Origin of the sequence: Neorhizobium galegae bv. orientalis str. HAMBI 540 (genome assembly GCF_000731315.1) — a bacterium.
Lineage (GTDB): Bacteria > Pseudomonadota > Alphaproteobacteria > Rhizobiales > Rhizobiaceae > Neorhizobium > Neorhizobium galegae.
Genome location: NZ_HG938353.1, coordinates 603,981 through 617,368 on the forward strand (window position 1 = coordinate 603,981; position 13,388 = coordinate 617,368).

The following is a 13,388-nucleotide window of genomic DNA, read 5'->3' on the forward strand; positions in this document are numbered from 1 at the left end:
CGCGGCGCACTATAGAGCGGACTTGCGTCAAGACAAGGGAGAGGGCCGCACGCAACAGGTCTCCGGCGGCAGATCCGATCAACAGGAAGTGACGTCACTCGAAGGCGAGCGAGGTTTCCATGGCCCGGTTGCCGGCGATCACGAGAATGCCCCAGCGCTTGCCCCTGATGTCGTAATTCTTCGGCAGCTTGCCGACCGGCATGTCGAGCGCGTAGGCGTCGCCGTCGCGCCGGCCGTTGACGCCGTCGAAGAGCACATGGCCTTGCGGACCGGTGACGATCACCTGCGGCGGCACCACGCTGCCGGGCGGCAGCTTCAGCTTCAGGCTCAGGTTGTCGCGCCCCTGCGTCATCGCATAATGGGTGACGGCGAAATCATCCGATGGTGCTTCCGGGAGCTCTGACGTCGCGGCATTGAGGATCATCGCCTCTTCGACCGGCGTGCCTTTGACGGCCCCGAGCTGCAACGAGAATTCCGCCTGAAAGGGAATACAGATATTGCGGCAAAGACCGACGAAGGCGGAGGCGCCGAGGTTCAGGGGCTTGCCGGGATCTTCCATCTTCAGCTCGAAGGGCAGGGCGACCGCATGGTCGTAGCCTATGTCGCGCAGTTTGCCATTGTCGATCCGCTTCGGCACGGGATAGCTCATGCTGCTCAGCGTCACGCCGCTTGCCTTGGAAAACACCATCTGCGGCGGAATGCCGGCATCGCCCGGCTCCTTCCAATAGGTGATCCAGCCGGCTTTCGGTTCGATCTGCAGCGCGCCGCGCACCGTGCCGTCGGGCTCCGGCGGCATCGCCACGATCCGCATGCGGCCGCCCTCGTTGCTCGCCCATGGCGTGGTCTCGGCGCAGCTCATCGAGGCAATGCCCAGGACAGCGCCCACAGTGATGCACGCGGCGACCACGGTCGGCGCGCGAGAGGGCATGCTGCTCAGCGAAATTCTCTTCATCGACCAAGCGTTTAACTGATTGGCCCTGTCCGAACCAGTCACGAGCCGATCATTTTCGGTTGATTGATCGGCCCGACTGCCCCATCTTGATGGAATTGCAATCGACGCTCTCCTGCCCGTTGGCTGCGCCGGAAGGCAGGCTGGAGGCATCATGTCTTTCTCGACCCTCGGGGACAAGAGCGAACGGGGCTTCCTGGACGGACAGTTCCTGATTGCCATGCCAAGCATGCAGGACAGCAATTTCACCCGTGCCGTCGTTTATATATGTGCCCATTCGCAGGCCGGCGCGATGGGTTTCATCATCAATCGCGCCCAGCAGATTTCCTTCACGGACGTCCTCCACCACCTGAAGATCATGGATCAGGCCGACACGATCATGCTGCCGCTGCAGACCCGCGATTTCCCGATCCTGTCAGGCGGTCCGGTCGAGACCGGCCGCGGCTTCGTGCTGCATTCGGACGACTTTGTCAGCGAATCCTCCATTCCCGTCAGTGACGACATCTCGCTGACCGCCACGCTCGATATCATCCGCGCCATCTGCGACGGGCGGGGACCGGCGCGCGCCACGATGCTGCTCGGTTATGCCGGCTGGGGCGCCGGCCAGCTGGAACTCGAGATTGCCAATAACGGCTGGCTGAATTGCCCCGCCAGCGACGAACTGATCTTCGACCGGGCGCTGGAGGGCAAATACGAACGTGCCCTGGCGCTGCTCGGTGTCAGCCCGGAAATGCTCTCCAGCGAAGCCGGCCACGCCTGATCGTTCAATTTGAAAAGATTTGCGGAACGAAGCCTCCAGCCCGGAGTTCTTTTCCCAGCAGGACGATGGACGTCCTCGTGAAGGAGAAGCATGATGGGCAGCACCAGTGACAAGATGGCCGGCAAGGCCAATGAAATGGCAGGCAAGGCCAAGCAGGCGGCCGGCGATATGACCGACAATCCGAAGCTCAAGGCAAAGGGTGCTGGCCAGGAAGCCAAGGGCCATGCGCAGCAGGCCAAGGGCAAGGTCAAGGATGCCGCAAAGGGCGTTGTCGACCGCATGTAACGGTTACGCTACAAGGTTAGAATGCGAACCTGTTCCGGCTCCGGCCGGAGCAGGTTTTCTGTATCCGCCCCCTTGAAACCGACGGACATTCCATGCGCCTCTACGACTGCGATCATTGCGGCCAGACCATCCATTTCGACAATCGCTCCTGCGTCAACTGCGGCCACCGGCTGGCTTTCGTCCCGGAGCACCTGGCCATGCATGCTCTCGTACAGGATGAAGGGGAGGAAACATGGCATCTTGTCGCCCGGCCGGACTACAAGGTGCGACACTGCGCCAATGCGGCGATGGACATCTGCAACTGGACGGTCAGCGCTGACGATCCGCATCCGTTCTGCCCCGCATGCCGGCATAACCGACTGGTTCCGGATGCCTCGACCGAGGTCGGCCTCAGCCAGTGGCGGCGCATCAGCCAGGCGCAACGGCATCTCTTCTATTCGCTTCTGCGCTGGAACCTGCCGCACACCAATCGCGACGAGGATCCCCAGGGTGGCCTCGTCTTCGATTTCCTGATCGACGCGGTGCAGCCTGACGGCACCGTCGTGCCGGCCATGACCGGTCACGAGGACGGACTGATCGCCATCCGCGCCGCCGAGGCCGACGATGCGACCCGTGAGCAGGTGCGCGTCTCGATGAACGAACCCTATCGCACCATGCTCGGACATTTCCGCCATGAGACCGGTCATTATATCTGGGACAAGCTGGTGCGCGACGGCGGCAGGCTGGGGGAATTCCGCGCCATCTTCGGTGACGAGAACCTCGACTACGGCGCTGCGCTGCAGAGAAATTATGAGCAGGGCCCGCCGTCCGGCTGGCAGGATTTCTACATCAGCACCTATGCCAGCACCCACCCCTGGGAGGATTTCGCCGAGTGCTTCGCCCACTATCTGCACATCGTCGACACGCTGGAGACCGCCCGTGCCTATGGCATGGTGATCGAGCCGCGCGGCCATGCGGAAATGGCGGCGGAAGTGGCCTTCAACCCCTATGCGGCGCGTGATGCGGAGCAGCTTGTCTCCGCCTGGGTGCCATTCAGCATGGCACTCAACAGCATCCACCGCTCGATGGGCCAGCCGGATCTCTATCCGTTCGTGCTGTCGCAGGCCGTCATGGTGAAACTGGAATATATTCACCGGCTGATCCATTCCCGGAGAGGGTAGGGAACTCAGGCGAAAAAAAGAAAACCCGCCTTTCGGTGGATCGAAAGGCGGGGTGTAGTTTGTGGGGCGCATTCAGAGACCCCTGGGAATTAGGGGGCAAGATCACGATTTCGTCAACTCGAAATATGCATTTTCATATTTTTGGGGAGGCTGCACCGTATTGAAACAGCGCTTTTCGCCTCTCATTCCTGACAAACGACGATGTATATTATTTATTACCCGTTATTATCTCTAGTTTTTTGTCCCTCGATAGCTCTTGAACGTGCTGTCCCGATAGAAGGCTGCGGCGTGGGAAATGATCGGGGCTGGTCTAACAGTTAAGCCCCTGATCAGGCGCTCTTCGGCTTCTTTTGGGACCGGGCGGCATTCAATGCCACGGCGGCGCGGATAAGTGCCTTCAACGCCTCTTCATCGATCTTGTCGCTCTCGTGGAGATCGATGGCGCGCCGGGTATTGCCGTCGAGGCTGGAGTTGAAGAGGCCTGACGGATCCTCCAGCGAAGCCCCTTTGGCAAAGGTCAGTTTCACTGCATTCTTGTAGGTCTCGCCGGTGCAGATGATCCCGCCGAGCTCCCAGACCGGAACCCCTCGCCACTTCCATTCCTCGACCACGCCGGGCTCTGCCTGCTTGATCAGAGACCGGACACGAGCGAGCGTCTCGCCCCGCCAATCGCCAAGCTCGCTGATCCGCGCGTCGATCAGCTGTGCCGGAGAGGCTTGCTTGTCCGTCGAACTGCTTTTTATCGTTTCCATGGTTGCCGTCGCTTCCTTCATGCTGTTGCGTTTCGCCCGTTGCTACATTCGTTCGCCGGGCAACTGACTGGCCTGCTTCACCCAATCGGCTAGCTGCGCTTCGTCGAGTTCGTCTCCCTCATGGATATGGACGTAGCGCATCTGCGGCGTCTTGGAGGTGCCGGGAGGGATTGGACTGAGCGAGGCGCCGCGGAAGAAGGCCAGCTTGATGTATTTCGCGAAGCAATGGACGCCGAGGAACCAGCCGTCGCCCTCGATGCCATAGAGCGGCGAGTTCCATTTGACCGCCTTGTAAACGTTGGGGACGGTGCTGGTGACGAGCGCGTCGAGGCGGCGCCCGACATCGCTTTTCCAGCCCGGCATGGCCGCGATATAGGCCTGCACCGGGGCGTCGCCATAACCCTTGGCGATCTGCGGATTGCCGCCCGAGAGCAGCACCGGCCCCGCACCGACATCACCGGCGGATGCCTTGGCAATATTCACGGGCGTTTTGGACGGCTTGCCGGCCATTCGCTTCACTCCTATCCACGAACATCTTGCCCGCCACGGCGGGCATAAGGCAGCGCAAACAGATATAGGCCGCTGAACAATAGCAGGAAGAGCGGGAGCAGGGGAGAATAGACCACCCACAGGGGCGGTTCCCCAAAGCCCATGGCGACGAAATTGGCCACCACGGTGATCGTGAAGACGATCGACAGCCAGCGGTGGACCTGCCGAGTAAGCGTGTTCCAGTTCAACGGTAATACCTCCTCTGAAAACAAGCGGCCCTGCCGCCCTGTAAAAAAATCCGGCCGTGGCCTGTCGCCAGACCTCAGTCGATCCCCGCCAAAACCGTCTCCAGCGCTCCGAGGAATCCCTGCCATCCATGGCGGGCACCGTTGTAGGCGAGTTTCTGCTCGGGCCTGAAGCCGGATTGCTCCATGCGCAGATGGGTTCCGGTGCGGGTCGGGGTGAGCGTCAGGGTCACTACGCTTTTCAGATTATAGGCCGCATCGTCGTGTGCATGGTCCCAGGTGTAGGAGAGCTTTTTATGAACCTCCACAGCCAGCACTTCGCAGTCCAGCACGCCGCCCCATTCGCCGCGAAGCTTGAAGCGGTGCCCGACGGCCGGCTGGAAATCGTTCTTCATCAGCCATTCCTCGATCAGGTGCTGCTGCGTGAGCGCGCGCCAGACCTTTTCCGCCGGGTGAGGAATATCGCGTTCGACGACGACGGTGCGCGTTTCGGTCGAGGTCTCGTTCATTGGTCCATCCTTTTGAGTAGGTCTTCGAGCTTGTCGAAGCGGTTTTGCCAGAATCCGGCCATCTCGCTTGTCCAGTCTACCAGCGGGGCGAGTGCGCCGAGCTGCGCGCTGTAATGCGTCTGGCGGCCTTCATGACGATCGCGCACCAGCCCGGCGCGCTTCAGCAAGCCGAGATGTTTCGAGACGACCGGCTGCGAAACCCCGGCCTGCGCCGTGAGCACCCCGACCGTCTTCTCGCCTTCCCGGCACAGCCGTTCGAAAATGGCTCGGCGCGTGGGGTCGGCGAGCGTTCTGAAGAGCACATCGTGAGCGTCCGACACTAAATTCATACCTCGTTGGCTATGGATTAACGTATAGCCAGGGAGCTATGAATAAGTCAAGCGGGAACAGGAGGCCTCAAAGCGGTTTCGCTGGACCCGGAGTGGCTGCGTGTGGATTTCTCATGCCCTGGGGGCTATGCATCGTATGATGCCGATACCGGTCCGCGAGGGGCGATGGACCCCGGCGCAGTACGCTTTAGGCCCGCTTGGTCAGCGGAAAGCGCTCTTTCAGAAGCCGGAGCACGGCGTCTGCTGGGGCAGGCGGACCGAACAGATAGCTCTGGCCGAAATGGCAGCCCATCTTGGCGAGTTCCGCCGCATCCTCGTCGGTCTCCACGCCTTCCGCCACCACGGTCATCTCCAGCGCGCGGGCCATGGCGATCACGGAGCGCAGCAGCACGGCCCGCTTTTCCGTTGCGTTGCGGACCAGCGCCTTGTCGAGCTTGATCGTGTCAAAGGGGAATTGCGTGAGGTAGGCGAGCGACGAATAGCCGGTGCCGAAATCGTCGAGCGCCAGGCTGAGGCCCGTCTCCTTGAGCTTGCCGAGCACCAGCCGCGCCTGTTCCGGGTTCTCCATCATCAGCGATTCGGTAAGCTCGAGCTTCAGCTGGCCCGGGTTGACCTGGGTCTTCTGCAGCAGTGCCCGCACGTCGTTATAAAGGTCTGCGTTGAGTAGCTGCGCGCTCGACAGGTTGACCGATACGAACACCGGCAGGTTGCCTGTCTGCTGCTGCCAGACCATCAGGTCCGAGGCGGCACGGTCGATGGCGAACAGGCCGAGCGGGCCGATCAGGTCCGACATCTCGGCAATCGGAATGAATTCCGACGGCGGAATACTACCACGCTTGGGATGATCCCAGCGCATCAGCGCTTCGAACCCGGCAATCTCGCCGTCCTTCAGACGGATGATCGGCTGATAGGCAAGAAACAGCTCCTTGCGTTCGATGGCCCGGCGAAGGTCTGTTTCGATCTGTAGCTTGTCTGCGCCGGCGGCCCGGAACGCCGGGCGGAATGGCTCGACGCGGTTGCCGCCGGCGCGTTTCGCCCGATACATGGCAAGTTCCGCGTCGGCCAGCATGCCCGAAGCGCTTTCCTGCTGGTCGACCCAGGAGGAGAGGCCGATCGAGGCGGTGAGGATGATCTCGCGGTTGGCGAAGTTGATCGGCACCATGATCGCCTTGGAAACCGCATCGGCAAAATCCGCCACCTTGGCGGGATCTCGCTCCGAAACCAGGATCAGTCCGAACTGGTCGCCGGCAAGCCGCGCCAGCGTATCCTGCGGCTTCAGCAGGCGGCGCAGGCGCCGGGTCAGCGCGATCAGGATATTGTCGCCGGCCGCGATGCCGAGTGAGTCATTGACCTGCTTGTAACGGTCGATGTCGATCGCCATCACAGTCGGACGCACGGTGTCGCCGCCGGGCGCCAGCGTCAGCACCGATTGCAGCCGGTCGAGGAAGACCTGGCGGTTTGGCAGGCCGGTCAGGTTGTCGTGCATCGCGTCCTGCAGCAGCCGCTCGACGGAGTTCTTCTGTTCGGTGACGTCGATGATCGTGCCGACGCAGCGGATGATTTCGCCGTTCGAGCCCAGCACCGGCCGGGCGCGGATTTGCAACCAGTGGAAATGCCCGTCCTCGGCGCGGATGCGGAATTCGTGGTTCAGCCGGCCGCGGCGGTGTTCCAGCAAGACGTCCAGTGTCGCGCGAAAACGGTCGCGATCATCGGGATGCAGCCGCGGCACCCAGTTGCGCACCGGCCCGTGCATGGCGCCGGAATCGAGCCCGAGGCGGGTCGATATGTCGGGCGTGGTGACGACGCGGTCGCGGGCCACGTCCCAGTCCCAGACGGTGTCGCCGCTGCCGGTCAGCGCCAGCGATTGCCGCTCGAGGTCGGAGAACAGGCCCTGCTGATAGGCGCCGCCGGCAAAGGCGTGCTGCATGACCGTGAAGCCGATCAACAGAACGATCAGCACGAGGCCGCCGCCGAGTGCCGGCTGGATAATGTCGTTGTCGAGCTTGCCGGTCACCGTCAGCCAGCCGCCGAACAGCCAGACGAGGATCAGCGCCCAGGTCGGCACCAGCAGGATCGCCCGGTCGTAGCGGTTGAAGCCGAGATAGATGATCAACAGGATGCCGACGGTGCCGGTCAGCGCGAAGGAAAGGCGGGCGATACCTGCCGCGACTGACGGATCGTAAATCGCCACGCCGCCGAGCAGCACCAGGCCGACCACCCAGGCAAGCGTCGCGTAGCCGAGATGCACGTGCCAGCGGTTGAGGTTGAGATAGGTGAACAGGAAGATCACGAGCGAGGAGGCGAGCGCCACTTCCGCGGCCGCGCGCCAGATGCGCTGGTCGCCCGACGTGACGGTGATCAACTTGTCGAGGAAGCCGAAATCGACGCAGATATAGGCGAGCACCGCCCAGGCAAGGGCTGCCGCCGCCGGCAACATCGACGTGCCCTTGACGACGAAGAGAATGGTCAGGAACACCGCCAGCAGGCCGGCAATGCCGAGCACGATGCCGCGATAGAGGGTGAACGAGTTGACCGTGTCCTTGTAGGCGTCCGGCTGCCAGAGATAGATCTGCGGCAGCGACGGCGTCGCCAGTTCCGCGACGAAGGTGATGGTCGAGCCGGGGTTCAGAGTAATCCGGAAAACGTCGGCATCCGGGCTCGGTATCCTGTCGAGCGCAAAACCTTCCGAAGGCGTGATCGAGATGATGCGCTGCGAGCCGAGATCCGGCCAGAACATTTTCGAATTGGCGAGCCGGAAATGCGGCGCGACGATCACCCGTTCGAGCTGTTCTTCGGAGACGTTGGAAAGTGCAAAAACAGCCCAGTCGCCCTGGTGGCCGGGGGAACTGGCGCGCACCTCGATGCGGCGACGGATGCCGTCCGAGCCGGCGGCCGTCGACACCTGGAAGGCTTCGCCCTGGTTGACGTAGATATCCGTGGTTCTCGTAAGGTCGAGCGCTGTGTCGTCTCGCGAGATCTTGACCGGCTCAGCGGCGCGCGCAGTCGGCGCCGCCGTCAGCAATATGGCGGCAGCAAGGAGGGCGATGATCGCCGGAATAAATCGGATCAAAGGCGCAAGACGCAAGAACGAGGCACTCATGGCTTCAGCATCTTCCCGAACTCACCGTCTTCCGGCAGCCGGGAAAACATCAGGTGGTCGCGCCATTCGCCATTGATTTTGAGATACTTGCGCAAAAGACCTTCCTGCTCGAAACCGGCCTTTTCCAAAAGCCGGACACTCTTCCAGTTCTCCGGAATACAGGCTGCCTCGATCCGGTGCAACTGAAGTCCGCCGTAGATATACGGGATAGCCACCTTCAATGCGGCCAACATATGGCCTTGGCCGGAATGTTTCTCGCCCATCCAGTAGCCGACCATGCAACTCTGCGCCGCACCCCGGCGGATATAGCCGATGGTCAGGCCGCCGAGCAGCACCTGGTCGTCGCGGCGGAAGAGAAGTAGCGGCACGGCAAGGCCCGAGGCATATTCCTGGCCGCTTCTGACGACACGCAGGCGGAACGATCCTTCGGTCAGTTCGTCCGGCCGCCAGACCGGCTCCCAGGGCTGTAAAAAGGGACGACTTTCCGAGCGCAGCCGCTGCCACTGCTTGTAGTCGGAATAACGGGGGAGCCGGAGCAGGTGGTTTTCGCCATAAAGCTCTGGTGTGTCCGGCTGTCGCGACAGGAACCGAAACACCGACTTGGTCATGCTAGTGCTGCTCCGGGCAGGGCGGCCGGTTTAACCGGCAGCCTTCTTGGTCTGGATCCCCGGCGTGGCAAGCGCCGTGGTGATGTCGCTCAACGGTGCAAGCTGTTCGATCGGGCCGACCGCCGACAATGTCGGAACTGTATCGAAAAACAGCCGTCCGGCAAGATCGGTGAGCCGCTCGGTCGTGATCCCTTCCAGCCGTTCCATCATTTCCGGGTTCGGGATCGGGCGTCCGTAGAGCATCATCTGGCGGGCGATCTGGCCGGCGCGTGCCGCCGGGCTTTCCTGGCCCATCAGCAACTGGGCGCGGATCTGGGCGCGGGCGCGGTCGATTTCCTGCTGATGAATGGTTTCCGAAGACTTGCGCAGCTCGTCGATGATGACAGGTACCAGCGTCGGCAGCTCGTTGCCGCCGGTTGCCGCGTGGATGCCGAAGATGCCGGTATCGGAAAAACCCCAGTGGAAGGCATAGACCGAGTAGCAGAGGCCGCGGTGCTCGCGCACTTCCTGGAACAGGCGCGAGGACATGCCGCCGCCGAGGATGTTCGCCAGAATCTGCGAACAATAGAAGTCGCGCATGTGATAGGCCTTGCCCTCGAAACCGAGCAGAACCTGCGCGTCCATCAGGTCGCGTGTTTCGCGCACGTCGCCGCCGATATAGCGGGCGGTTTCGAGCACGGGCGGCGAACTCGGGGTCATAGGCAGGCTGGCGAAGCGCTCCTCCACCTGCTTGGTGAACGTCGCATGATCGACGGCGCCGGCGGCGACCACGAACATCCGGTCCGTCGTGTAGTTGCGCGAAAGATAGTTGCGGATCTGCCCCGGGGTGAACCCCTTGACCGTATCCGGCGTGCCGAGGATCGGCCGGCCGATCGTCTGGCCGCGATAGGCGACCTCGGAAAACTTGTCGAACACCACGTCGTCGGGCGTGTCGTTGGCAGCGCCGATCTCCTGCAGGATGACGTGCTTTTCGCGACGCAGTTCTTCCTCGTCGAAGGCGGATTCCGTCAGGATGTCGGCAAGGATATCGACCGCGAGAGGGACATGGTCCCTGAGCACGCGGGCGTAATAGGAGGTGGTTTCGGTGGATGTCGCGGCGTTGAGCTCGCCGCCGACATTCTCGATTTCCTCGGCGATGTCGCGGGCGCTGCGGCGGGCGGTACCCTTGAAGGCCATGTGCTCGAGGAGATGGGCGATGCCGTGTTCGTCCTCGGTCTCGTTACGCGATCCGGACTTGATCCAGACACCCAGCGCGACGCTCTCCAGATGCGGCATGGTTTCGGTGACGACCGTCAACCCGGAGGCGAGCCGGGTGATTTCTACATTCATGTTTACGTCTTTCCGGCGCCGCCGATACCTTACTTACTTAGCGCGGGCATGCTCGCCGATGAAAGTTTCGACGGACTTAAGCTCAGGCTCCAAGATATCGAAGCGCTCCTCCCTTTGCATAAGATCAGCAAGCCATGATGGAAGCGCCGGATCAATTCCGCAAGCGGATTTTACCGAGGCCGGGAATTTGGCCGGGTGGGCGGTCGCAAGCGTCACCATCGGGCTCGCCGGCTTTGCGTTCTTTTTTGCGACGAAAACGCCGGTCGCCGTATGCGGGTCAAGCAGGTAACCGGTCTCGGCAAGCGTCTCGCGGATCGTCGCGGCAACCTGCCGCTCCGTCGCCCGCCCGGCGCGGAATTCGCGGCGGATCGCCTTCAGCGCCTCCGGCTTGATCTCGAAGCTGCCGGATTGCTTGAGGCCAGCCATGGCGGCGCGCACCGAGGCGGCGTCGCGGCCATAGGCCTCGAACAGCAGCCGCTCGAAATTGGACGAGATCTGGATGTCCATCGAAGGCGAGGTGGTCGCCTTGACATCGCGCATCTCGTAGCGGCCGGTCTTCAGCGTCCGAGCGAGGATGTCGTTGTCATTGGTGGCGATCACCAGCCGGTCGATCGGCAAGCCCATCTTCTTGGCCACATAGCCGGCGAAGATATCGCCGAAATTGCCGGTCGGCACGGTGAAGGAGATTTTCCGGTCCGGCCCGCCGAGCGAAACCGCGGCGGTGAAATAATAGACCACCTGCGCCATGATCCGTGCCCAGTTGATCGAATTGACGCCCGAAAGCCTGACCCGGTCGCGGAAGGCGACGTCGTTGAACATCTCCTTGACGATGTTCTGGCAGTCGTCGAAATTGCCCTTCAGCGCCAGCGCATGCACGTTGGCGGCACTGGAGGTCGTCATCTGCCGCTGCTGCACGGACGAGACCTTGCCATGCGGGAAAAGGATGAAGATGTCGGTGCGCTCGCGGCCCGCGAATGCGTCGATCGCTGCCCCGCCGGTATCGCCCGACGTCGCGCCGACGATGGTCGCCCGCTCGCCGCGCTCGGCGAGCACATAGTCCATCAGCCGGGCGAGCAGCTGCATCGCAACGTCCTTGAAGGCGAGCGTCGTGCCGTGGAAGAGTTCGAGCACGAAATCGTTCGGTCCCGTCTGCACCAGCGGCACGACGGCCGGATGCCGGAACGTGGCATAGGCTTCGTCGATCATCGACTTCAACTTGTCGGCGGGAATCTCGTCGCCGACGAAGTGCTTGAGGATCTCGAAGGCGACCTCCTGATAGGTCTTGCCGCGCAGGGCGCGGATCTCCTTTTTGGAGAGCGAAGGCCATTGACGTGGCACGTAAAGGCCGCCGTCGCGGGCAAGGCCCGCCATCAGCGCATCCCGGAATCCGAGCGGAGCGGCTTCGCCCCGGGTAGAAATATAGTCCACGACCATCAACCCCAATCGATTTTTATTCGCGCCGCTGATATAGACCAGGAAAATGGGCGGTGAAAGACCGGAAAGTGACGCTCCGGTTCGCCAGGTAAATGGCCCAGATATTGGGATGGAAGAGGGTTGAGTACGGTGTTTGCAAAGATTTCGCGTGGTCTTCTGGCGGTGTCGCTCGTGGCGGTTCTCGCAAGCTGCAATTCCTCGGCGCCGACAGAGGGGCTGACCCCGACCGCTACTGCCGCCCCCGCCGCTGAGGCAGCAACTGCCGTCGTGCAGGCATTCTGCCCGCCAGTCGTCATGCTGGAACAGACCGCTATTCACCGCGCCTATGCGCGCGGTGGCGAGAACAAGCCGGAAAAACTGCTCTACCAGGCGTCGCTCGCCGATGCGACGCGCCAGTGCACCGCCAATGAGACGACGCTGACCATCAACGTCGTCGCGCAAGGGCGCCTCGTCCAGGGCCCGGTCGGCGTTCCCGGCAAGGTCACCTTGCCGATCCTTGTCGAAGTCGTGGACGGCGACAGCGTCATTTATTCGCAGAAGGTGGCTTTCCCGGTCGACATGCCGGCCGGCGGCACCCAGTTCATCTTCAACAAGGCGGATGTGCAGATCCCGAACGCGCAAGGCGGCGCCTCGCGCTTCACCCGCGTCCGCCTCGGCTTCGACGCCGGCCCGGCGAAGAAGCCGGTCCGCCAGAAATAATCGAGGCCGGAACTAATCTAGAAAGAACTGATCGGGATGATCAGAACGCGCCGGCCCATTCGCCGAGCGCGGCGATGACGGCCGGCAGATCCATCATCCGTGAGATCACCGTTTCAGCACCCGCATCGGTCAACCGGTCGGCGTGGCTCGGATAGGTATGCGATGCGCCGGTAAAGCCGACGACGCGCATGCCGGCCGCCTTGGCGCCATGGACGCCATGGGTGGAATCCTCGATCACCAGGCACTTCTCCGGCGAGACTTTGAACTGCTCGGCCGCATGCAGGAAGATATCCGGCTTCGGCTTCACCCGATCCGGCCCGAGATCCTTGGCCGAATAGATATGTGGCGCGAAATAGGGTTTCAGGCCGACCTTTTCGAGCATCACGTCGAGGCGGTGGGTACTTGAATTGGAGCAGATGCAGCGTTGCGTCGTCAGCCTTGCCAGCGCGAACTTCACGCCGTCGATGATCTTCACGTCGCGGGCAAGCCGCGCATCGAGCAGCGTCTCGGACTTGTCGAGCAGCGAGGCGGACAGCGGAATATCGGCTTCCTTTTCCACGGCCAGCAGGATGTTCTTCCAGGTCATGCCGGCGAAGCGCTCGCCCATTTCCTCGACGCTGATCGGATAACCCGCTTCGGTCAGCAGCCTGGATTCCACCTGCGCCGCGATGATTTCTGAATCGACGAGCACGCCGTCGCAATCGAAGATGATGAGGTCGAAGCTGCTCATGGGGGAATGC

15 protein-coding genes are annotated in these 13,388 nt (G+C 62.3%); 4 read left to right on the forward strand and 11 right to left on the reverse strand.

Annotation, left to right across the window (positions count from 1 at the left end):
* Positions 1 to 94 precede the first annotated feature (94 nt).
* Positions 95 to 952 (reverse strand): protein-disulfide reductase DsbD domain-containing protein, encoded by an 858-nt coding sequence (locus RG540_RS02880; RefSeq protein ID WP_244446612.1) that lies wholly within the window; start codon positions 950 to 952, stop codon positions 95 to 97.
* 151 nt (positions 953 to 1,103) lie between these two features.
* Here RG540_RS02880 and RG540_RS02885 point away from each other — a divergent pair, with 151 nt between their 5' ends.
* The 3 genes from RG540_RS02885 to RG540_RS02895 all read left to right on the forward strand — a co-directional run bounded on the left by RG540_RS02885 (position 1,104) and on the right by RG540_RS02895 (position 3,154).
* Positions 1,104 to 1,709, forward strand: coding sequence for a YqgE/AlgH family protein (locus tag RG540_RS02885; protein ID WP_038584311.1), 606 nt, complete (start codon positions 1,104 to 1,106; stop codon positions 1,707 to 1,709).
* Between the two features lie 93 nt (positions 1,710 to 1,802).
* Positions 1,803 to 1,994, forward strand: coding sequence for a CsbD family protein (locus RG540_RS02890; RefSeq protein ID WP_038584314.1), 192 nt, complete (start codon positions 1,803 to 1,805; stop codon positions 1,992 to 1,994).
* Between the two features lie 92 nt (positions 1,995 to 2,086).
* Positions 2,087 to 3,154 (forward strand): zinc-binding metallopeptidase family protein, encoded by a 1,068-nt coding sequence (locus tag RG540_RS02895; RefSeq protein ID WP_038584316.1) that lies wholly within the window; start codon positions 2,087 to 2,089, stop codon positions 3,152 to 3,154.
* Between the two features lie 329 nt (positions 3,155 to 3,483).
* Here RG540_RS02895 and RG540_RS02900 read toward each other — a convergent pair whose 3' ends face one another.
* The 9 genes from RG540_RS02900 to thrC all read right to left on the reverse strand — a co-directional run bounded on the left by RG540_RS02900 (position 3,484) and on the right by thrC (position 11,952).
* Positions 3,484 to 3,927 carry a DUF1801 domain-containing protein gene (locus RG540_RS02900; RefSeq protein ID WP_038584319.1) on the reverse strand — a complete coding sequence of 148 codons (444 nt, stop codon included), beginning with the start codon at positions 3,925 to 3,927 and terminating at the stop codon, positions 3,484 to 3,486.
* Between the two features lie 21 nt (positions 3,928 to 3,948).
* A complete protein-coding gene (locus RG540_RS02905; protein WP_038584322.1) occupies positions 3,949 to 4,416 on the reverse strand; it encodes a DUF1801 domain-containing protein in 468 nt (155 codons plus the stop codon).
* A gap of 11 nt (positions 4,417 to 4,427) precedes the next feature.
* Positions 4,428 to 4,643, reverse strand: coding sequence for a hypothetical protein (locus RG540_RS02910; RefSeq protein ID WP_038584325.1), 216 nt, complete (start codon positions 4,641 to 4,643; stop codon positions 4,428 to 4,430).
* 74 nt (positions 4,644 to 4,717) lie between these two features.
* Entirely contained in the window at positions 4,718 to 5,149 is a 432-nt protein-coding gene (locus tag RG540_RS02915) for an SRPBCC family protein (protein ID WP_038584328.1), read from the reverse strand.
* The gene (locus RG540_RS02920; protein WP_038584330.1) at positions 5,146 to 5,469 is read right to left on the reverse strand and encodes an ArsR/SmtB family transcription factor; all 324 of its coding nucleotides are present in this window, start codon (positions 5,467 to 5,469) and stop codon (positions 5,146 to 5,148) included. The genes RG540_RS02915 and RG540_RS02920 overlap by 4 nt, the downstream gene beginning before the upstream one ends.
* 196 nt (positions 5,470 to 5,665) lie before the next feature.
* Positions 5,666 to 8,578: an EAL domain-containing protein gene (locus tag RG540_RS02925; protein WP_038584333.1), complete on the reverse strand. Its 2,913-nt coding sequence runs from the start codon at positions 8,576 to 8,578 to the stop codon at positions 5,666 to 5,668.
* Positions 8,575 to 9,186 (reverse strand): GNAT family N-acetyltransferase, encoded by a 612-nt coding sequence (locus RG540_RS02930; RefSeq protein ID WP_038540698.1) that lies wholly within the window; start codon positions 9,184 to 9,186, stop codon positions 8,575 to 8,577. Before RG540_RS02930 ends, RG540_RS02925 begins: the two co-directional genes overlap by 4 nt.
* Positions 9,187 to 9,216: 30 nt before the next feature.
* A complete protein-coding gene (locus RG540_RS02935) occupies positions 9,217 to 10,515 on the reverse strand; it encodes a M16 family metallopeptidase (protein ID WP_038584335.1) in 1,299 nt (432 codons plus the stop codon).
* Positions 10,516 to 10,548: 33 nt separating this feature from the next.
* The gene (gene thrC / locus RG540_RS02940; protein WP_174479291.1) at positions 10,549 to 11,952 is read right to left on the reverse strand and encodes a threonine synthase; all 1,404 of its coding nucleotides are present in this window, start codon (positions 11,950 to 11,952) and stop codon (positions 10,549 to 10,551) included.
* Between the two features lie 126 nt (positions 11,953 to 12,078).
* On the opposite strand from thrC, the gene RG540_RS02945 reads away from it, so the two are divergent.
* Entirely contained in the window at positions 12,079 to 12,648 is a 570-nt protein-coding gene (locus RG540_RS02945; protein ID WP_080724861.1) for a PilZ domain-containing protein, read from the forward strand.
* Between the two features lie 40 nt (positions 12,649 to 12,688).
* On the opposite strand, the gene RG540_RS02950 is transcribed toward RG540_RS02945, so the two are convergent.
* The gene (locus RG540_RS02950; RefSeq protein WP_038584338.1) at positions 12,689 to 13,378 is read right to left on the reverse strand and encodes an HAD family hydrolase; all 690 of its coding nucleotides are present in this window, start codon (positions 13,376 to 13,378) and stop codon (positions 12,689 to 12,691) included.
* Between the last annotated feature and the right edge of the window lie 10 nt (positions 13,379 to 13,388).

Excerpts from the sequence above, each read along its gene's own strand:
- RG540_RS02880 (WP_244446612.1), bottom strand. The coding sequence starts at position 952 with ATGAAGAGAATTTCGCTGAGCAGCATGCCCTCTCGCGCGCCGACCGTG.
- RG540_RS02885 (WP_038584311.1), top strand. The coding sequence starts at position 1,104 with ATGTCTTTCTCGACCCTCGGGGACAAGAGCGAACGGGGCTTCCTGGAC.
- RG540_RS02890 (WP_038584314.1), top strand. The coding sequence starts at position 1,803 with ATGGGCAGCACCAGTGACAAGATGGCCGGCAAGGCCAATGAAATGGCA.
- RG540_RS02895 (WP_038584316.1), top strand. The coding sequence starts at position 2,087 with ATGCGCCTCTACGACTGCGATCATTGCGGCCAGACCATCCATTTCGAC.
- RG540_RS02900 (WP_038584319.1), bottom strand. The coding sequence starts at position 3,927 with ATGAAGGAAGCGACGGCAACCATGGAAACGATAAAAAGCAGTTCGACG.
- RG540_RS02905 (WP_038584322.1), bottom strand. The coding sequence starts at position 4,416 with ATGGCCGGCAAGCCGTCCAAAACGCCCGTGAATATTGCCAAGGCATCC.
- RG540_RS02915 (WP_038584328.1), bottom strand. The coding sequence starts at position 5,149 with ATGAACGAGACCTCGACCGAAACGCGCACCGTCGTCGTCGAACGCGAT.
- RG540_RS02925 (WP_038584333.1), bottom strand. The coding sequence starts at position 8,578 with ATGAGTGCCTCGTTCTTGCGTCTTGCGCCTTTGATCCGATTTATTCCG.
- RG540_RS02930 (WP_038540698.1), bottom strand. The coding sequence starts at position 9,186 with ATGACCAAGTCGGTGTTTCGGTTCCTGTCGCGACAGCCGGACACACCA.
- RG540_RS02935 (WP_038584335.1), bottom strand. The coding sequence starts at position 10,515 with ATGAATGTAGAAATCACCCGGCTCGCCTCCGGGTTGACGGTCGTCACC.
- RG540_RS02950 (WP_038584338.1), bottom strand. The coding sequence starts at position 13,378 with ATGAGCAGCTTCGACCTCATCATCTTCGATTGCGACGGCGTGCTCGTC.